Below are 19,132 nucleotides of genomic sequence, written 5' to 3'. Positions count from 1 at the left end.
TATGCAACTATAACACCGGCACGCCCAAGGTCAACAGGGTGGCGTACCCAACTGATGGCAGGGGGCATATGACAGGCAGGCGTTGGTCGTAACGTATTGAATTTAAATGGATAGGTGTCTGCGTGGGCTGACGTTTTCCGCCAGCGCACATTCATTGATGTCAATGGTATGGCAAGCCATGGGCGCATTCAGGCGATCCTCGCAGGATCCGTGTCACCGCGCTGACACGGCCAGAAGCGGCAAAGCGGCCCCTGAACGCGGCGCCCTCCAGTGGACCGGCCCACGGCGATCCGGCGGCAAAAACGGCGGTGATATAGTGCCGCCGCAGTCTTGGCAGCCCTTGCCAGGCCGGTTGAGCGCTCGTTTTCCCACCTTGGAGTGTCGCGATGCATTACGTGTCTTTGTTGTCCCCCGTCCGTCGCGACCTTGCCCGGCGCGGGGCGTTGTTGCTGCTGGCCGTCGGCCTGCTGGTTGGCGCGTCGGCCCAGGCGGCCGACCTGCTGGATGTGAGCTACCGCCCACTGGCGGGCAAGGGTGAGGTCAATCTGGCCAAGCAGTACGGTGGCAAGGTGCTGTTGGTGGTCAATACGGCCAGCAAGTGCGGTTTCACCCCGCAGTACGAAGGCCTGGAAGCCCTGCAGCGCAAGTACAGCGCACGCGGGTTCTCGGTGCTGGGCTTCCCGTCCAATGACTTCAAGGGCCAGGAGCCGGGCGACGAGGCCCAGATCCAGGAGTTCTGCACGCTGACCTACGGCGTGAAGTTCCCGATGTTCCAGAAGGTGGTGGTCACCGGGCCGGAAGCGACGCCGCTGTATCGCAGTCTGGCCACCGCTACGGGTGTATCGCCGGGCTGGAATTTCCACAAGTATCTGATCAGCCGGGATGGCCGGGTGGTGGCACAGTTCCCGAGCAAGGTCACGCCGGACGATCCGAAGCTGGTCGCGGCGATCGAACGTGAACTCTCTGTCACCGCCAACAAGCGCTGACGATATCGACATCTCGGACGCGCGTGCGACAATGGTTGCTTTCGCGCCGACGTCGGCGTCCAGTCACTTCCAGGAATGCAGCGAATGAAGATGGGAATGCGCGGCGCCGCGGCGTCGGTTCTGATTCTGGCGATGGGTGCCACCGGTACCGCGATGTCGCAACAACCAGCCGCCCGCGCGGCTGTCAAGGAGACTTCCACTTTGAACACCCAACGCGAAAAGCTTGGCTACGCCATCGGTATCGATGTCGCCAATTCGTTCGGTCCGATTTCCAGCGAGATCGACCTGGCCGCCCTGCGCCGCGGTGTGACCAACGCTTTTGAAGGCAAGCAGCCGTTGATCAGCCAGGAAGAAGCGCAGAAGACCGACGCTGCCCTGCGCCAGGCCGTGATGGCCAAGAACGGCCAGCCGGTTCCGGGCGTTGCGCCGGGTACCGCGCCGCCGAAGGTGGACCGCGAGAAGGTCGGCCTGATGCTGGGCAGCTTCGCCGTGGGCCCGTCGCTGGCGCCGCTGAAGGACGATCTGGACCTGGACGCGCTGTTCGACGCGGTCAGCACCACGTTCAACAATGGCACCCCGAAGATGACCGCCGAGCAGGCCAAGGCCACGCTGGAAGGCTTCATGAAGGGCAAGCAGGCTGAGATGGAAGCCAAGGCGTCCGCCCAGGCCGGCACCAACCGCGTGGAAGGCAACAACTTCCTGGCCAAGAACAAGACCGTGCCGGGCGTGGTGACCACCGCTTCGGGCCTGCAGTACCAGGTGCTGCGTCCGGGTTCGGGCGAGCGCCCGATGCCGACCAGCAAGGTGCGCGTGAACTACGAAGGCAAGCTGCTCGATGGCACCGTCTTCGACAGCAGCTACCAGCGCGGCCAGCCGATCGAGTTTGGTCTGGACCAGGTGATCAAGGGCTGGTCGGAAGGCGTCTCGCTGATGCCGACCGGGTCCAAGTACCGCTTCTGGATTCCGGGCGAGCTGGCCTATGGCGAGCAGGGCACCCCGGGTGGTCCGATCGGTCCGAACGCGACGCTGACGTTCGACGTCGAGCTGCTGAACGTTCTGCCGTAACGGATCTGGAGCACTACCGCCCATGCGCGTTGCGATTTTCGGTACCGGCTACGTCGGTCTTGTCACGGGTACCTGCCTGGCCGAGGTTGGCCACCAGGTGATCTGTGTCGATATCGACCAGGCCAAGGTCGACGGCCTCAATAACGGGATCATCCCGATCTATGAGCCCGGCCTGGAACCGATGGTCAAGGCCAACCACGCTGCGTCGCGGTTGATCTTCACTTCCGACGCCGCCGCCGCGATCGCGCATGGCCAGGTGATCTTCATTGCCGTGGGCACGCCACCGGACGAGGACGGCAGTGCCGACCTGCAGTACGTGCTGGCCGTGGCCCGCACCATCGGCCGGCACATCACCGTGCCGGTGGTGGTGGTGAACAAATCGACCGTGCCGGTAGGCACGGCCGACAAAGTCCGTGAGGCCATCGCGCAGGCGCTGGCCGAGCGCGGCGTGGAGATCGCGTTCGACGTGGTCTCCAACCCCGAATTCCTCAAGGAAGGTGACGCGGTCGCCGACTGCATGCGGCCGGACCGCATCGTGGTGGGCGCGTCCAATCCCGAATCGGTCGCGCTGATGCGCCGCCTGTACGCGCCGTTCAATCGCAATCACGACCGCGTGGTGGAGATGGACGTGCGCTCGGCGGAGCTCACCAAGTACGCGGCCAACGCGATGCTGGCGACCAAGATTTCGTTCATGAACGAAATCGCCAACATCGCCGAGAAGGTCGGTGCCGACATCGAGCAGGTCCGTCAGGGCATCGGCTCGGATCCACGCATCGGCTGGCACTTCATCTACCCCGGTGCCGGCTACGGTGGCTCGTGCTTCCCCAAGGATGTGCAGGCCCTGGCCCGGACCGCCCAGCAGTACGGCCATGAGCCGAAGCTGCTCAATGCGGTAGAAGCCGTCAACGAGCATCAGAAGGGCCATCTGTACGCCCTGATCCAGCGCCACTACGATCGTGGCGAGGACGAAGGCGTGCGCGGCAAGACCTTCGCGGTGTGGGGCCTGGCGTTCAAGCCCAACACCGATGACATGCGTGAAGCCTCCAGCCGCCGCCTGCTGGCGCAGCTGTGGGAGGCCGGTGCGCACGTGCGTGCCTATGATCCGGAAGCGACCGAAGAAGCGCGCCGCATTTTTGGCGAGCGCGATGATCTGGTGTTCTGCGACAACGCTTACGACGCGCTCGAGGGCGCCGATGCGCTGGTCGTGGTGACCGAATGGAAGCAGTTCCGCAGCCCGGATTTCGTCCGCCTGCGTGAGATGCTCAACGATGCGGTCGTGTTCGACGGCCGCAATCTGTACGACCCGCAGGACATCGAAGCTGCGGGCCTGGCTTACTACGGCATTGGCCGGGGACGTTCGTTGAATGCATGAGTCCACACCCTCCGAGCGCGAACAGGCACTGGAAGCACGCCTGATCGAGCTGGAAATGCGCGTCTCCTTCCAGGAGCAGGCGCTGGCCGAACTGAGCGAGGCGCTGGCCGATGCGCGCATGGAAGGCAACCGCAATGCCGACCTGACCCGCATCCTGCTCGAAGACCTCGGCAAGGTCCGCACCGCGTTGTATTCCGATTCGGCCGAAGAGCCGCCGCCTCCGCATTACTGATCTGACGTCATGAGCGATACTCTCCGCGACCAGCTGCTGGGCCTTGGCTTCAAAGCCCCGGCCAAACCCGAACGAACCAACGACCGCAAGCCGGATCGTCGACCCGACGCGCGCCGCGATGGCCGCCCGGCCGGCAAGCCGCAGGGCGCACGCCCGGCCGGCAAGCCCGGTGAGGGCCAGCGCCCCGCCCGCGACGGCGACCGCCGGCCGCAGGGCAAGGGCCGCCCCGCTGGCGCCCGGCCGCGGCAGGGCGCGCCCGGCAAGCCCCGCTCGCGCGAGGACATCGATCTCGCCAAGGCGTATGCGATCCGTGCGCAGAAGGAAAAAGACGACCGTATCGAGGCCGAGCGCCTGAAGCAGGAAGAAGCGCGTCTGCGTCGCGAAGCCAAGGCCAAGCTGGAGGTCCTGCTGGAAGGCAAGTCCCTCAACGCCGAGGCGGCCGACATCGCGCGCCACTTCCCGTACGGCGGCAAGATCAAGCGTATCTACGTCACCGCCGACCAGCTCAAGGCACTCAATGCCGGCGAGCTCGGCGTGCTGCAGCAGAACGGCCGCTATGTACTGGTGACTGCTGCGGTGCTCGCCGAAGCCGAAGCGGTGTTCGCACCGTCGGTGGCGCTGAAGGTCGATCCGGATGCGCCGGCCGGGGACGATCCGTACGCCGACCCGCAGTACCAGGTGCCTGACGACCTGGTCTGGTGATTCCAACAGGGTCGCAGCTCGGCGGCCCTTCGTTTGCAGGGATGCGTATGACGGCTGACCCAAGTCGCGGCTATGTGCCGCACATCGACGGGCTGCGTGCCATCGCAGTGCTGGCGGTGATCGTCTTCCACCTGGACCCGGCCTGGTTGCCCGGTGGGTTCACCGGCGTGGACGTGTTCTTCGTGATCTCCGGCTTCGTGGTCAGTGCCTCGGTGCACCGGCTCTCGCCGTTGCCGTTGGGACAGTCGCTGCTGCGCTTCTACTCGCGTCGGTTGCGTCGTATCGCGCCGGCGCTGCTGAGCTGCCTGCTGCTGACCGGTGTGGCCAGTGTGCTGCTCATCCCCGAGTCGTGGTTGAGCGAAGCCAGTGACATGACCGGTCTGATGGCCTTCGTGGGCCTCAGCAACTGGGTGCTGGTGGGCGTGGGCACCGACTATTTCGCGCCGCGCGCGGAGTTCAACCCGTTTACCCATACCTGGTCGCTGGGCGTGGAAGAGCAGTTCTACCTGCTGTTCCCGCTGCTGTTCCTGTTCTGGAGCCGGGGAGGGCGCGGGCGGACGATCAGCGTGGGCTTGTTCGCGCTGGCGAGCGCGCTGTCCATCGGTCATGCCATCCATGCGGCCAGCCACCCGGAATACGCGGTTCGAGCCTTTTATGCCACCACCACCCGGTTCTGGCAGCTTGGTGCAGGCGTGCTGTTGTTCCAGCTGCTGCACCTGCGCGAACGCGGTCCGGACGCGGCCCACGCGCTTGGCCGTACGCGCCTGGCATGGTCGCTGCTGGCGTTGGTGGCGTTGGGTACGCTGGGCTGGAACCTGTGGTCGGCGCGTGCGGGGCATTCGCCCTGGCCGGACGGACTCTGGGCGGTCCTGGCCAGCGCCGGGCTGCTGCTGGCGTTGCATTACCACCCTCAAGCGTTGATCGGCCGGCTGCTGTCCAGCCCGCCGCTGCGGCGGATCGGGCTGTTGTCCTACTCGCTTTACCTGTGGCATTGGCCGGTGTTCGTGCTGATGCGCTGGACGGTAGGCCTGGAGACCGTCGGCCAGCGCGTGTTCGCCACAGCAGTGGTGGCGCTGCTGGCCTGGGTGTCCTGGCGCTGGGTCGAGCGGCCGTTCCGCGGGCCGTTGTCGCAGTGCCTCACCACCCGCCGGTGGGTGGTGGTGGGCGTGGCGGCCCTGTTCATTGGCGGCGGCCTGCAGGCCGTGCTGTATTCCCAGTCGGCACGGCTGTCGCTGAGTACGGTCAGCCGCCATCCACTGGCGTGGTACCCGGACGGAAAATCCGTCGCGGCAGACTACCCGGGCTGCGAACTGCGGGTGGGCAAGGCGCGCTTCGAGGCCGGTCGTGCCCGCACGTTCTCACGCGGTGAGTGTGATCGCCCGGTGCCTCCGGGCATGCCGCGCAACGTGTTCGTGGCCGGCGATTCGCACGCGATGGCGTACAACGAACTGCTGCGTCGCCTGGCGCTGGAGACGGGCGCAACGGTGTGGCAATACGGCCGCGGCGGCTGCCCGCAGCTGGGCCTGCAGGAATGGCGTTGGGCTGCGCCGGACTGCCAAGGCTACGACACGGCGGTGCGTGCCGATATGGCGCGCCATGCAACGCCCGGCGACGTGGTCCTGCTGGCCTCGCTGCGGGTGCCGCGTTTGTCCGATCAGTTCATCCTGTTCGACGCGCGCGAGCAGCGCGAGAGCGAACACAGCGAGCAGGGGCGCGTTGGACGTGCGGCCGAAGCCGAACGCGCGATTGCGAACTGGCGCCCGCTCGCCGAGGCCGGTGTGCGCCTAGTGCTGGAAGCGCCCAAGCCGGTACTGCCTGCACCGCCCTACCGCTGCTCGGATCGCTTCAACGCCGACAACGCGGTGTGTCGCAATGGCCTTCAGGTGCAGCGCGACTGGATGGAAGACTATCGCGCCCCGGCGCTGGTCGCGCTGCAGCAGGTGGCTTCCGGGTTGCCCGGCGCGGTGATCTGGGACCCGCTGCCGATCCTGTGTGACGCCGACGCCTGCCGTGCCCAGCGCGACGGAGACCCGCTGTTTTTCGATGGCGACCATCTGAGCGGATACGGCAATCGGCTGCTGCTGCCCTCCTTGCAGGCAACGCTGGCGGCCACGCCGCACTGACAGCAGGGCCGATGGCGGCAATGGGGCGCTGGCATCGCAGCGCCCCCGGATCGCGTTATTCCGTGATCGATCCGGCAACCTCTTCGCCCGCCTGCCAGACCGCAGCAATGCGCTGCGTGTTGGCGATATCCACCAGCGGATCGGCATCGAGCACCAGCAGGTCGGCGCGCTTGCCGGCGGCAATGCGGCCGCGGTCGGTCAGCCCCAGCAAGGCTGCCGCTTGCGTGGTGGCGACCTGCAAAGCTTCGGAGGGCGTCAGCCCGGCCTCCACCAGCAGTTGCAGTTCGCGATGTTCGGCCACGCCGATCACCCGCTGCGGCATCGCGCCGGCATCGGTGCCGAAGCCGAGCTTCACGCCGGCCGCATGCAGGCGACGCACGTTGTCCAGATTCGTTGCGACCGCCTTGCGCGCGGCGGCCACCCCGCTGCTGGCCAGCTGGGTACGCTGCCAGTCCGGCTGCGACCAGCGCGCCAGCACATCGGCGTGCAGTGCCTGGCGCAGGAAGGGCTGCTGCAACGCCAGCGGATGCTCGGCATACCTGTAGTTGGCCTCGTCGATGGCGATGGTGGGGATGTACCAGGTGCCCTGGTCGCGCATCTTCCGCGCCAGCATTGGATCCACCGCCCGGTCGCGGATGCCGTGGGCGAGGATGTCGACCTTGGCATCGACCAGGTCGCGGGCCTGCTCCAGATCGTGGATGTGCGCGGCGACCTTGAGCCCGTGCGCATGCGCTTCGGCGATGGCGGCGCGATACACCTCCGGGGTCAACATCGGACGCTTGCCACCGAGGTCGTCCACCCACAGCTTGATCAGGTCCACGCCATCGGCATGCTGGATGGCCACGGCCGCGCGCGCTTCTTCGGCGTTGCGCGGGCGTGCCACCGGATCGTGGCTCAGGCCCATGGTGTCGGCCGGCGGCGCGCCATCCGGGGCGCCGATACCGCCGCCGGCGCCATACAGCTGTGCGCCCAGGCCGGGATCACTGTTCACCGCCTTGCGGATGGCGAAAAAGTCCGCGCCGTTCATGCCCAGCGCGGTTACCGTGGTGATGCCGTAGCGCTGGAACTGGCGCAGGTCGCGCACCACGTTGTCATGGGTGTAGAAACGGTCGCCGTGCTCCAGCCCCTGCGTATTGCCGACGTGGGCATGGTCGCTGACCAGCCCGGGCAACAGGGTCTTGCCGGTGTAATCGATGCGGCGCGCACCCGTGGCGGCCGCCGGCAGCGGCGTGCCGACATGCACGATCCGCGCGCCGTCGATCAGCACCGGCGTGATGCCGAGGTCGCGGGTGCCATCGAAGACGCGCGCATTTTCGAACAGGATCGGCGCTGCCGCGGCAGGCAGGGCGGTGGTGGCGGCAAGCAGCAGCGCCCACAGGCGGGTCGGTCGCATCGGCGGCTCCAGTCAGGGGGAGCCTTGAGCCTACCCCATCCGGGGGATCGGGTTGCCGGCCAGTGGCCGGCATTGCCGGGAGCGGACGATCAGCGCGTGCGCGACCGCAGCAGCGGCAGGCTGATCGCAAAGAAGCACAGCAGGGCGCCGGCCAACGCAAACCCGCTGCCTGCCAGGAACGCGGTACGGCCCTGATCGATCGGCCACAACTGGCCCGCGATCAGCGCGCCGAGCACGCCGCCCACCCCGGAGGAGAAGCCGTACAACAAGCCCTGGCCATGGCCGTTGAGGCGACCGGGGAAGTAGGTCGCCAACATCTGCATCGCCGCGGCGAAGAAGGCGGCAAAGCCAAGCGCATGCGCGGTCTGGGCGAGGAGCATCACCGGCAGGTTCTCCGGGAACAGCGCGGTGACCGCCCAGCGCACGGTGGAACTGAGCAGGGCGATCAGCAGCATCCAGCTGGCGTCATAGCGCCGGAAGAAACGCCCGATGGTGAAGAACACGCCTACTTCGAACACTACGCCCACCGTCCACAGCACGCCCAGGGTGGAGGTCGCGTAGCCGTGGTGATCCATGTAGACCGAGAAGAAGGTGTAATAGGGGCCGAACGACAGCTGCTCCATGAACGCGGCCAGGAAGAACGCCAGCACCTGCGGCTTGCGCACGATCGCCCAGAAGCCGCTGGCATCGCCGTCGCTGCGCTGCAGGTTGCGTGCGTAGTGGTTGGCAAAGCCCGAGGCGGTCAGCAGGCCGAACAGCGGCAGCATCAACCACGGCAGCAGATGTGCGTTGCCGGCGCCGCCGTCGCCTTCGATGATCCAGCCGAACAGCATCACCACGGCGATGAAGCCCAGCGAGCCCCACACCCGGATCAGCCCGTAGCGGTGGCTGTCGCTGCCCAGGTGGGTCAACGTGATCGATTCAAACTGCGGCATCACCGCGTTGTAGAAGAAGCAGAACGCGATCATCGCCGGGTACAGCCACGGCTGCGGCAACGGCAGCAGGAACGCGCAGAAGGTCAGCAGGGTGAGCACGCAGCCCAGCCGCAGCCAGAAGATCGGGCGCGGCGAGGCGGCGGCGAGGGAGGTCCAGGTCGTGGGAGCCACGATGCGGGTGGCGTACCAGATGCCCATCATCACGCTGATCGCGGTCACGCTCATGCCACGCGAGGTCAGGAACAACGACCAGTACGGCGTGAACGCGCCCAGAGCGGCGTAGTAGAACAGGTAGAACGAGGACAGGCGGACGGCCGGTACGGCGTCGCGGGGGAGGGCGGTCATGCGGGGTGACGCGGTCATTCCGGATCGTAATCCAGGTTGGAGGCCAGCCAGCGCTCGGCCTGCACGCGGTCCACGCCTTTGCGCTTGGCATAGTCGACCACCTGCTCACGACTGACCCGACCGACCACGAAATACTGGCTCTGCGGGTGGCTGAAGTAGTAGCCCGACACCGCTGCGGTGGGCAGCATCGCAAAGCTCTCGGTCAGCTGCATGTCCGCGTTGCGTTCGGCATCCAGCAAGCGGAACAGCGTGGCCTTCTCGCTGTGCTCCGGGCAGGCCGGATACCCGGGGGCAGGGCGGATGCCGGCGTACTTTTCGGCGATCAGCGATTCGTTGTCCAGCTGCTCATCCGGCTGGTAGCCCCAGTAATCCATGCGCACGTGCTGGTGCAGGCGCTCGGCCAGGGCTTCGGCGAGACGATCGGCCAGGGCCTTGAGCAGGATCGCGTTGTAATCGTCGTGGTCGGCCTCGAAGCGGGCCACGTGCGGGTCGATGCCGATGCCCGCGGTCACCGCGAACGCACCGATCCAATCCTGCTTGCCGCTGTCGGCCGGGGCGATGAAATCGGCCAGGCAGAAATCCGGGCGCTCGACCGGCTTGTCCACCTGCTGACGCAGGAAGTGCAGCACGGCCGGGCCATTGTCGGTACGCAGGTGCACGTCATCGCCGACACTGTTGGCCGGCCACAGGCCAAACACGGCCTTGGCGGTCAGCCACTTCTCCTCGACGATGCGGGTGAGCATCGCGCGGGCGTCCTTGTACAGATCGGTGGCCTGCGGGCCGACGATCTCATCGGTGAGGATCGCCGGGAACTTGCCGGCCAGTTCCCAGGCCTGGAAGAACGGGGTCCAGTCGATCACCTCGACCAGGTCAGCCAGTGGGTAATCATCGAGCACATGCAGGCCCGGCTTGCGCGGCGCCGGCGGTGTGTAGGTGGCCCAGTCGCCCACGAACCGCTGGGCGCGTGCCTTGGCGAGGGTGACCAACCGCTTGGCGTCGCCACGATTGCGGTGGCGTTGGCGGATGTCGGCGTAGTCGGCCTCGTTGGCGGCCACGAAGGCATCGCGCAGCTCACGCGAAATCAGCGATTGCGCCACGCCGACCGCGCGCGAGGCATCCTTCACCCACACCGTGGGCGCTTTGTAATGCGGATCGATCTTCAGCGCGGTATGCGCGCGCGAGGTGGTCGCACCGCCGATCATCAGTGGCATCGTGAAGCCCTGGCGCTCCATCTCGCGGGCGACGTGGCTCATCTCTTCCAGCGAAGGCGTGATCAGGCCGGACAGGCCGATGATGTCCGCGTTCTCCGCACGCGCGGCGTCCAGGATCTTCTGCGCGGGCACCATCACGCCCAAGTCGATCACGTCGAAGTTGTTGCAGGCCAGGACCACGCCGACGATGTTCTTGCCGATGTCGTGCACGTCACCTTTGACCGTGGCCATGATGATCTTGCCGTTGCTCTTGGCGGTGTCGCCGCTGCGGGCTTTTTCCGCCTCGATGTACGGCAGCAGGTAGGCCACCGCCTTCTTCATCACGCGTGCGGATTTGACTACCTGCGGCAGGAACATCTTGCCGGCGCCAAACAGGTCGCCCACGATGTTCATGCCGTCCATCAGCGGCCCTTCAATCACATCCAGCGGACGGGTCGAACGCGCACGCGCTTCTTCGGTGTCCTGCTCGACCCACGCATCCATGCCATGCACCAGCGCATGCGCGAGGCGATCATTGACCGGCTTCTCGCGCCAGGCCAGGTCCTCGCCGCGCACTTCGCCCTTCTTGCCCTTGTAGCGCTCGGCGATCTCCAGCAGGCGCTCGGTGCCATCGCTGCGGCGGTTGAGGATCACATCCTCCACGCGCTCGCGCAGCTCGGCGTCCAGATCATCGTAGATCGGCATCGCGCCCGCGTTGACGATGCCCATGTCCATGCCTGCGCCGATGGCATGGAACAGGAACACCGAGTGGATCGCCTGGCGCACGGTTTCATTGCCGCGGAACGAGAACGACACGTTGGAGACGCCGCCGGAGACATGGCAGTGCGGCAACGTCCGCCTGATGATGCGGGTGGCTTCGATGAAGTCGACCGCGTAGTTGTCGTGCTCTTCGATGCCGGTGGCGACGGCGAAGATGTTCGGGTCGAAGATGATGTCCTGCGGCGGGAAGCCGACCTGCTCGGTCAGGATCCGGTAGGCGCGGGTGCAGATCTCGACCTTGCGCGCGCAGGTATCGGCCTGGCCGTCCTCATCGAAGGCCATCACCACGGCGGCCGCGCCGTAGCGCAGCACCTTGCGTGCCTGTTCGATGAACTGCGCTTCGCCTTCCTTGAGCGAGATCGAGTTGACCACGCTCTTGCCCTGCAGGCACTTCAGCCCCGCTTCGATCACGCTCCACTTGGAGGAGTCGACCATCACCGGAATGCGGGCGATGTCCGGCTCGGACATGATCAGGTTGAGGTAGCGCGTCATCGCCTTTTCGGAATCGATCAGGCCCTCGTCCATGTTGACGTCGAGAATCTGCGCGCCGTTGGCGACCTGCTGGCGCGCCACTTCCACCGCTTCTTCGTAGCGCTCTTCCTTCACCAGTTTGCGGAACTGCGCGCTGCCGGTGACGTTGGTGCGCTCACCGATGTTGACGAACAGCAGGTCCGGGGTGATGACCAGCGGCTCGAGACCGGACAGGCGGGTAGGGCGGGAAGACGTCATGGGCAGGCTGGCACGGGCTGGCGGAGGAGGGTCAACGACAACGGGAGCGTGGGGCGGATGCGGTCATGCCGCGTCTTCCAGCGGTGGTGCGGGCAGGCGGCGCGGCGGCAGATCGGCCACTGCCTCGGCAATCGCGCGGATGTGCGCCGGGGTGGTGCCGCAGCAGCCGCCCACCAGGTTGAGCAGACCGGCGCTGGCGAATTCACGCAGCGTGGTGGCCATTTCTTCCGGGGTTTCGTCGTACTCGCCGAAGGCGTTGGGCAGGCCGGCATTGGGATGCGCACTGACCAGACACTCGGCCACGGTGGACAAGGTCTCCACGTGGGGGCGCATGTCGCTGGCGCCGAGCGCGCAGTTCAGCCCGATCGACAGCGGCCGGCCATGCGCGACCGAGGCGTAGAACGCCTCGGCCGTCTGCCCGGAGAGGGTGCGGCCGGAGGCATCGGTGATGGTGCCGGAGATCATCACCGGCAGTCGACCACCGCGCGCATCGAACACTTCTTCGATGGCGAACAGCGCGGCCTTGGCGTTGAGCGTATCGAAGATGGTTTCCACCATCAGGGTGTCGGCGCCACCGTCGATCAGGCCATCGATGGCTTCGCGGTAGGTCTCGCGCAGCGCATCGAAGCTGGTGTTGCGGAAGCCGGGATCGTTCACGTCCGGGCTGATCGACGCGGTGCGGCTGGTCGGGCCGAGCACGCCGATCACGAAGCGCGGCTTGTCCGGCGTGGTCGCTGCGACCGCATCGCAGCAGGCGCGCGCCACTGCGGCACCGGCTTTGTTGAGCTCGTAGACCAGGTGCTCAAGGTGATAGTCGGCCTGGCTGACCGAGGTCGCGTTGAAGGTGTTGGTCTCGACCAGATCGGCACCGGCCTCCAGGTACGCGGTGTGGATGCCGCCGATCACCTCGGGGCGGGTCAGCAACAGCAGGTCGTTGTTGCCCTTCAGGTCATGCCCCTGCGGCGTGTCACCGGTCGCGCCATGATCGCAGCCGGGCCCGTGCTGGTGGTCGTAACCGCCGGCGAAGCGCGCGCCGCGGTAATCGTCCTCTTCCAGCCCATGCCGCTGGATCATCGTGCCCATGGCGCCGTCGATGATCAGGATGCGCTGGGCCAGCGCCGTTTCCAGCGCATGCACGCGGTCGGGGTGGAGCCAGGGCAGGGATGGCATGGGCAGACCTCAGGGCTTGCTGGCAATCAGCGAAATGACTTCGAAATGCGGCGGGCGCTTCTCGCGGGTCACGGTTTCCAGGCTGGAGACGACCAGGCCGGCCTTTTCAACGAACTTGCGCAGTTCCTTGTCGCTGAAACCGAGGTTGACGTGGCCATAGGCATCCACGGCCGCACGGTGTTCGTGACGGGCCAGGCTGCACAGCAGCAGGCGACCGCCTGGGCGCAGGACGCGCGCACCTTCGGCGACGGCCTGGGCCGGTTTGGCCGCATAGGTCAGTGCGTGCATCAGCACCACCAGGTCGAAGCTCTGGTCGGGGAAGGGCAGGGCATGCATATCGCCTTCGCGCACTTCCACGTTGGCCAGCCGGCGCAGGCGCTCGCTGGCAGCAGCGACCACGCGCGCGCTGGTGTCGATACAGATGTAGCGCTTGGCGTGCGGCGCCACAAGCTCGGCCAGCACGCCGTCACCGGAGGCGATGTCGAGCACGTCACCGGTTTCCAGCAGCGGCAGGGCGGTGCGCGCCAGCGCTTCCCAGGTGCGGCCCGGGGAATAATGGCGTTCCATGTCGCCAGCGACGCTGTCGGCCCAGTTCTGGTCCGCCGCACGGCTGGCCATGACGGCAGCCACGCGTTCAGCATCCTGGCGCAGCAGCGGGTCGTCGCTGCCGGTGCTCAGGGCATGCCACAATGCGCGCTGCGCCGGATCCAGCGCGGCGTCATCGAAGCGGTAGTACGCCGAGACGCCGGAGCGACGGTCGCGGACCAGGCCGGCTTCCTTGAGCCGGGCCAGATGGGTGGACACCCGCGGCTGCGCCAGCGTGGTGATGGCCGACAGCTCGGCCACAGTGAGTTCTTCCTGTTCCAGCAGCGCCAGCAGGCGCACCCGGGTGGCGTCGGCGAACACTTTCAGCCGGACGGACCAGTCCTCGAGATCCATAAATATCTACCTATCGCGATATAGAGATATTTTCGTCCTTTGGCGGCGCTGCGGTCAAGTCAGGCGTCCTTTCCCCGCCCCCCGGTACAATCGCCCGACCGGGTCGCGCGCACTGCGGCCCTTATCACTCTGTACCCGGGAGGGTGTTGTGGATTTCAGCTTCACCGAAGAGCAGTTGATGCTGCAGGACGTTGCGCGCCGTATCGCGCAGGAAAAAATCGCGCCCAGCGCCGAACACCACGACCGCACCGGCGAGTTCCCGCTGGAGAACATCCGCCTGCTTGGCGAGAACGGTCTGATGGGCATTGAAGTGCCCGAAGCCTACGGCGGCGCGGGCATGGACCCGATCGCCTACGTCCTGGCGATGGTGGAGGTCGCCGCCGGAGACGCTGCGCATTCGACGATCATGTCGGTCAACAACTCGCTGTTCTGCAACGGCATCCTGACCCACGGCAGCGAAGCGCAGAAGCAGAAGTATGTGCGCGCCATCGCCGAGGGCGAGGCCATCGGTGCGTTCGCGCTGACCGAGCCGCAGTCCGGTTCGGATGCGACAGCCATGCGCTGCCGCGCGGTCAAGCAGGCCGACGGCACCTACGTGATCAACGGCAAGAAGAGCTGGATCACCTCCGGCCCGGTGGCCAAGTACATCGTGCTGTTTGCGATGACCGATCCGGAACAGGGCGCGCGTGGCATCACCGCCTTCATGATCGACACCGACAAGGCCGGCTTCCACCGCGGCAAGACCGAGCCGAAGCTGGGCATCCGTGCCTCGGCCACCTGCGAAATCGAGTTCCAGGACTACGTGGCAGACGCTGACGACGTGCTGGGCAAGGAAGGCGAGGGCTTCAAGATCGCCATGGGCGTGCTCGACGCCGGCCGTATCGGCATCGCCTCGCAGGCGATCGGCATCGCCCGTGCAGCGTACGAAGCGACGATCGAATACGTGAAGGACCGCAAGGCCTTCGGCGCGGCGATCGGTACCTTCCAGATGACCCAGGCCAAGATCGCCGACATGAAGTGCAAGCTGGACGCGGCGATGCTGCTGACGCTGCGCGCGGCATGGGTGAAAGGCCAGGGCAAGCGTTTCAGCAATGAAGCGGCGATCGCCAAGCTGACCGCCTCTGAAGCGGCGATGTGGATCACCCACCAGGCTGTGCAGATCCACGGCGGCATGGGGTATTCCAAGGAAATGCCGCTGGAGCGGTACTTCCGTGATGCCAAGATCACCGAGATCTACGAGGGCACCTCGGAGATCCAGCGTCTGGTGATCGCGCGCAACGAGACGGGTCTGCGTTGATCGATAGGACAGCGGCGCCACTTCGGCGCCGCTTGTCGGTCAGGGCCTCTGAAGTGGCCTTGAGGCGTTGCGGACGCTCCAGCGTCGGATCAAGGTAGGTGCCGACCGTTGGTCGGCACGCAGGGTAGTGCAGAATGTGCGGTCCCGTTCTGCAGGTGACTCCATGGTTATTTATCGAGGCGCAGGGTTCCTCACCCTGCTCACCCCCATCGCCGCCCTGCTGCTGTTGATGTGGTTGTGGCCGGATCCTGCTGTTGCCAAAGGCAATACCTCGCTGGCGCAGCTGTTGATCGGATTCGGCATCGGCGCAGCGATCAACGTCGTGCTCGGCATGGTGCTCAACCGCGGCCCGCGCGGTGAAGGCGAGCCTGCCCGCCATCACTTCTTCTACCTGCCGATGCAGTGGCCCTCGTTGGCGATCGTGATGGTGTGCGCGGCAGTATCACTGCTGCGCTGAGGCCGTTTGGTAGTGCCGGCCGCTGGCCGGCAACCAGGCGGTCCTTGTCTGGCAGGTGCCCGGAGCAGCCGGCCAGCGGCCGGCACTACCTCGTCCCCATATGCATGCCTCGCGTGAGCCACATTACCCGTCACGCACGGCGCACAAAAAAGCCCCGGCTCGCGCCGGGGCTTTTTCATTCCAGCGTGACCACCCACGGTGGTCACCTGCCGGTGGGGCAACCGTGGCTGCCCCTGTGCATCAACGATCCGGACGGTGGGCCGTATTGGCTTCGCCCTGGCGCTCCAGGAACTCCTTGGACGGTTCGTCCAGCTTGTCACCCAGCATGCGGCGGACCACCACGAAGAACACCGGGATCATCAGCAGACCCAGGAAGGTGGCGAACACCATGCCGCCGATCACGCCGGTACCGATCGCGTGACGTGCGTTGGCGCCGGCACCGGTGGAGATGGCCATCGGCACCACGCCCATGATGAAGGCGAACGAGGTCATCAGGATCGGGCGGAAGCGCAGGCGGGAGGCTTCGATGGTCGCCTCGCGCAGGTTCTTGCCCGCGGCCCGCTGTTCCACCGCGAACTCCACGATCAGGATCGCGTTCTTCGCTGCCAGACCGATCACCGTGATCAGGCCGATCTTGAAGTACAGATCGTTCGGCAGGCCACGGGCGAGGGAGAAGGCCAGGGCGCCAAGGACACCCAGCGGCACCACCAGCAGCACCGCCACCGGGATCGACCAGCTTTCATACAGCGCGGCCAGGCAGAGGAATACCACCACGATGGACAGCACCAGCAGCAGGGTCGCGGCGTTGCCGGCCAGGATTTCCTGGTAGGACATGCCCGACCAGTCGTAGCCGAAGCCGGCCGGCAGGTCGTCGTTGACGATCCGCTCCATCGCCTGCATCGCCTCGCCCGAGCTGCGCCCGGCGGCCTGCGAACCGACGATGTTGACCGCCGAGTAGCCGTTGTAGCGGCTCAGCGACGGCGGTGCGGACACCCACTCGGACTTCACCACGGTGCTCAGCGGAATCATCGCCAGCGTGCCATCGGCGTTGGTCTGCAGCGTGCTGGGCGTGTAGAAGCTGTTCAACGACTCCGCGCCGGTGCGGTACGGGCCATCGGCCTGCAGGGTCACGCGCTTGATGCGGCCTTCATAGAAGAAGTCGTTGACGTACACCGGGGCCAGCATCAACTGGATGGTGCTATACACGTCCGACACCGACAGGCCCATGGTCTGCGCCTGCACACGGTCCACGTGCAACTGCAGCTGCGGGGCGTTTTCCAGGCCGTTCGGGCGCACGCCGGTCAGCAGATCGCTTTCCTGCGCGGCCTTGCCGAGCAGGATGTTGCGCGCCTGCGTCAGCTGCTCATAGCCCACGCCGCCGCGGTCCTGCAGCCACATGTCGAAGCCACCGAACTGGCCCAGGCCCTGCACGGTCGGCAGGTTGACCACGAAGATCTGCGCTTCCTTGATCCCATAGAACGCGCCGTTCATGTTGTTGATGAACTCGGGCACCGTGATGTCACGGTCCGCCCAGGGCTTGAGGCGGATGAAGCCCATGCCCACGTTCTCACCGGAGCCGACGAAGCTGAAACCGGCCACCTGCAGCATGCCTTCGAAGCCATCCTGCTTTTCCAGGATGCCGCGCATCTGGGCGAAGGCGTGGTTGGTCTGCGACTTGGTCGAGCCCGGCGGCAGCTGCACGATCGCCAGCGCGTAGCCCTGGTCTTCTTCGGGCAGGAAGCTGCCCGGCATGCGCGTGAACAGGAAACCGCACAGCACGGTCAGTACCACGAACAGGATCATCCAGCGCGGGGCATGCTTCACCGCCGAGGTGATGTGGCCCACGTAGGTGTTGCTGACCTTGTCGTAGTACTTGTTGAAGGTGCGGTAGACGATGTTCGGCTTGTCGTTGTGCGTCGGCTTGAGGAACGTCGCGCACAGCGCCGGGGTGAAGCCCAGGGCCAGGAAGGCCGAGAAGGCCATCGCGATGGCGATGGTCAGCGCGAACTGCTTGTAGATCTCACCGGCGGCGCCGCCCTGCAGGGCCGACGGAATGAACACCGCTGCCAGCACCACGGTAATGGCCACCACCGCACCGGTGATCTGGGTCATGGCCTTCTGGGTGGCGGCCTTGGGCGGCAGCTTCTCCTCGGTCATGATGCGTTCGACGTTCTCGATGACCACGATGGCGTCATCGACCACGATGCCGATCGCCAGCACCATCGCAAACAGCGTCAGCTGGTTGATGGTGAAGCCGATGATGCTCATGCCCAGGAACGTGCCCAGCAGCGCGACCGGGATGACCAGGGTCGGGATCAGCGTGGCGCGGAAGTTCTGCAGGAAGATCAGCATCACCAGGAACACCAGCACGACCGCTTCGATCAGGGTCTTGACCACTTCCTCGATCGAGATCTTCACGAAGGTGGTGCTGTCGTACGGCGAGAACCAGCTGACACCGGCCGGGAAGCTCGGCTTGAGCTCGTCCATCTTCGAGGTGACCGCATTGGCCACGTTGAGCGCGTTGGCGCCCGGCAGCAGCTGGATCGCGAAGGCACCGGTCGGCTTGCCGTTGTACTGGGTGTCAAAGCCGTAGTTGTTCGCACCGAAGGCGATCCGGGCGATGTCCTTGAGCAGCACGCGCGAGCCGTCGGGATTGGCGCGCAGGATGATGTTCTCGAACTCTTCCGGCGAGCTGAAGCGCCCTTCGGCCGACACGGTCGCGGTGAAGTAGTGGCCTTCAGGCGAGGGATCCGAGCCCAGCGAACCGGCGGCGAACTGCACGTTCTGGTCCTTGATCGCGGCCAGCACCTGGGTGGCGGACAGGCCGTAACCCTGCATCTTTTCCGGGTTGAGCCAGATGTTCATGGCGTACTCGGAACCGAACTGCTGGGTGCTGCCCACGCCGGGGATACGCGAGATCTGGTCGAGCACGCGCGAGCCGACGATGTCGTTGAGCGCATCGCGGTCGATCGAGGCGCTGTCGGACTGCAGGGCCACCACCATCAGGAAGCCGGCGTTGGCCTTGGCCACCACCACGCCCTGCTGGGTCACTTCGGTCGGCAGGCGAGGGGTCGCCAGGGAGACCTTGTTCTGCACCTGGACCTGGGCGATATCGGCATCGGTGCCGGTTTCGAAGGTCAAGGTGATGGTGACGCGGCCGTTGGAGGCCGAAGAGGAGCTGAAGTACAGCAGGTGATCGATACCGGTCAGCTGCTGCTCGATCACCTGGGTGACCGACTTTTCGGCGGTGTCGGCGCTGGCGCCGGGATAGGTGGCGCTCACCGTCACCTGGGGAGGCGCGATGCTCGGGTAGGACTCCACGCCCAGACCCAGGATCGAGATCACGCCCGCAAGCGAGATCAGGATCGCGACCACCCAGGCGAATACCGGGTGTTCAATGAAAAATTTAGGCATGAC

Annotated in this window: 14 protein-coding genes; 8 read left to right on the top strand and 6 right to left on the bottom strand. The window is 66.0% G+C overall.

Annotation, left to right across the window (positions count from 1 at the left end):
- The first annotated feature begins 386 nt into the window (after positions 1–386).
- From ACWV8V_RS08090 to ACWV8V_RS08065, 6 genes are all read left to right on the top strand, one after another.
- Positions 387–986, top strand: a complete 600-nt coding sequence (locus tag ACWV8V_RS08090; protein WP_455899424.1) for a glutathione peroxidase — start codon at positions 387–389, stop codon at positions 984–986.
- Positions 987–1,070: 84 nt separating this feature from the next.
- Positions 1,071–2,051, top strand: a complete 981-nt coding sequence (locus ACWV8V_RS08085; RefSeq protein WP_259261583.1) for an FKBP-type peptidyl-prolyl cis-trans isomerase N-terminal domain-containing protein — start codon at positions 1,071–1,073, stop codon at positions 2,049–2,051.
- 22 nt (positions 2,052–2,073) lie between these two features.
- Positions 2,074–3,423, top strand: coding sequence for a UDP-glucose dehydrogenase family protein (locus ACWV8V_RS08080; RefSeq protein WP_455899423.1), 1,350 nt, complete (start codon positions 2,074–2,076; stop codon positions 3,421–3,423).
- A complete protein-coding gene (locus tag ACWV8V_RS08075) occupies positions 3,416–3,655 on the top strand; it encodes a SlyX family protein (RefSeq protein WP_019185948.1) in 240 nt (79 codons plus the stop codon). The genes ACWV8V_RS08080 and ACWV8V_RS08075 overlap by 8 nt, the downstream gene beginning before the upstream one ends.
- A gap of 9 nt (positions 3,656–3,664) precedes the next feature.
- The gene (locus tag ACWV8V_RS08070; protein WP_455899422.1) at positions 3,665–4,357 is read left to right on the top strand and encodes a DUF2058 family protein; all 693 of its coding nucleotides are present in this window, start codon (positions 3,665–3,667) and stop codon (positions 4,355–4,357) included.
- 47 nt (positions 4,358–4,404) lie between these two features.
- Positions 4,405–6,480 carry an acyltransferase family protein gene (locus ACWV8V_RS08065; RefSeq protein WP_455899421.1) on the top strand — a complete coding sequence of 692 codons (2,076 nt, stop codon included), beginning with the start codon at positions 4,405–4,407 and terminating at the stop codon, positions 6,478–6,480.
- Between the two features lie 55 nt (positions 6,481–6,535).
- Here ACWV8V_RS08065 and ACWV8V_RS08060 read toward each other — a convergent pair whose 3' ends face one another.
- The 5 genes from ACWV8V_RS08060 to ACWV8V_RS08040 all read right to left on the bottom strand — a co-directional run bounded on the left by ACWV8V_RS08060 (position 6,536) and on the right by ACWV8V_RS08040 (position 13,961).
- On the bottom strand, positions 6,536–7,873 hold the full coding sequence (locus tag ACWV8V_RS08060) for an amidohydrolase family protein (protein ID WP_455899420.1): 1,338 nt from the start codon (positions 7,871–7,873) through the stop codon (positions 6,536–6,538).
- Between the two features lie 89 nt (positions 7,874–7,962).
- Positions 7,963–9,153 (bottom strand): MFS transporter, encoded by a 1,191-nt coding sequence (locus ACWV8V_RS08055; RefSeq protein ID WP_455899419.1) that lies wholly within the window; start codon positions 9,151–9,153, stop codon positions 7,963–7,965.
- Positions 9,154–9,167: 14 nt separating this feature from the next.
- Positions 9,168–11,852 carry a methionine synthase gene (gene metH / locus ACWV8V_RS08050; RefSeq protein ID WP_259261587.1) on the bottom strand — a complete coding sequence of 895 codons (2,685 nt, stop codon included), beginning with the start codon at positions 11,850–11,852 and terminating at the stop codon, positions 9,168–9,170.
- Positions 11,853–11,915: 63 nt separating this feature from the next.
- Positions 11,916–13,022 (bottom strand): homocysteine S-methyltransferase family protein, encoded by a 1,107-nt coding sequence (locus ACWV8V_RS08045; RefSeq protein WP_259261588.1) that lies wholly within the window; start codon positions 13,020–13,022, stop codon positions 11,916–11,918.
- 9 nt (positions 13,023–13,031) lie between these two features.
- Complete coding sequence (locus ACWV8V_RS08040) at positions 13,032–13,961, bottom strand: ArsR/SmtB family transcription factor (RefSeq protein ID WP_121037902.1); 930 nt, start codon at positions 13,959–13,961, stop codon at positions 13,032–13,034.
- Positions 13,962–14,073: 112 nt separating this feature from the next.
- On the opposite strand from ACWV8V_RS08040, the gene ACWV8V_RS08035 reads away from it, so the two are divergent.
- Together ACWV8V_RS08035 and ACWV8V_RS08030 are read left to right on the top strand one after the other, a co-directional pair.
- Positions 14,074–15,258 carry an acyl-CoA dehydrogenase family protein gene (locus ACWV8V_RS08035; RefSeq protein WP_429000572.1) on the top strand — a complete coding sequence of 395 codons (1,185 nt, stop codon included), beginning with the start codon at positions 14,074–14,076 and terminating at the stop codon, positions 15,256–15,258.
- Positions 15,259–15,421: 163 nt separating this feature from the next.
- Entirely contained in the window at positions 15,422–15,715 is a 294-nt protein-coding gene (locus ACWV8V_RS08030) for a hypothetical protein (RefSeq protein ID WP_455899418.1), read from the top strand.
- Between the two features lie 240 nt (positions 15,716–15,955).
- Here ACWV8V_RS08030 and ACWV8V_RS08025 read toward each other — a convergent pair whose 3' ends face one another.
- Positions 15,956–19,129, bottom strand: coding sequence for a multidrug efflux RND transporter permease subunit (locus ACWV8V_RS08025; protein ID WP_455899417.1), 3,174 nt, complete (start codon positions 19,127–19,129; stop codon positions 15,956–15,958).
- Positions 19,130–19,132 lie beyond the last annotated feature (3 nt).

The organism is Stenotrophomonas sp. Ker107b, assembly GCF_053847245.1.
Note: the sequence above shows the minus strand (reverse complement) of the source record. Positions and strands in the feature narration are given on the sequence as shown.

Coding starts and splice junctions, on each gene's coding strand:
- ACWV8V_RS08065 (WP_455899421.1), top strand. CDS start 4,405: ATGACGGCTGACCCAAGTCGCGGCTATGTGCCGCACATCGACGGGCTG.
- ACWV8V_RS08045 (WP_259261588.1), bottom strand. CDS start 13,022: ATGCCATCCCTGCCCTGGCTCCACCCCGACCGCGTGCATGCGCTGGAA.
- ACWV8V_RS08085 (WP_259261583.1), top strand. CDS start 1,071: ATGAAGATGGGAATGCGCGGCGCCGCGGCGTCGGTTCTGATTCTGGCG.
- ACWV8V_RS08060 (WP_455899420.1), bottom strand. CDS start 7,873: ATGCGACCGACCCGCCTGTGGGCGCTGCTGCTTGCCGCCACCACCGCC.
- metH (WP_259261587.1), bottom strand. CDS start 11,852: ATGACGTCTTCCCGCCCTACCCGCCTGTCCGGTCTCGAGCCGCTGGTC.
- ACWV8V_RS08070 (WP_455899422.1), top strand. CDS start 3,665: ATGAGCGATACTCTCCGCGACCAGCTGCTGGGCCTTGGCTTCAAAGCC.
- ACWV8V_RS08090 (WP_455899424.1), top strand. CDS start 387: ATGCATTACGTGTCTTTGTTGTCCCCCGTCCGTCGCGACCTTGCCCGG.
- ACWV8V_RS08040 (WP_121037902.1), bottom strand. CDS start 13,961: ATGGATCTCGAGGACTGGTCCGTCCGGCTGAAAGTGTTCGCCGACGCC.
- ACWV8V_RS08075 (WP_019185948.1), top strand. CDS start 3,416: ATGCATGAGTCCACACCCTCCGAGCGCGAACAGGCACTGGAAGCACGC.
- ACWV8V_RS08080 (WP_455899423.1), top strand. CDS start 2,074: ATGCGCGTTGCGATTTTCGGTACCGGCTACGTCGGTCTTGTCACGGGT.
- ACWV8V_RS08055 (WP_455899419.1), bottom strand. CDS start 9,153: ATGACCGCCCTCCCCCGCGACGCCGTACCGGCCGTCCGCCTGTCCTCG.
- ACWV8V_RS08030 (WP_455899418.1), top strand. CDS start 15,422: ATGGTTATTTATCGAGGCGCAGGGTTCCTCACCCTGCTCACCCCCATC.
- ACWV8V_RS08025 (WP_455899417.1), bottom strand. CDS start 19,129: ATGCCTAAATTTTTCATTGAACACCCGGTATTCGCCTGGGTGGTCGCG.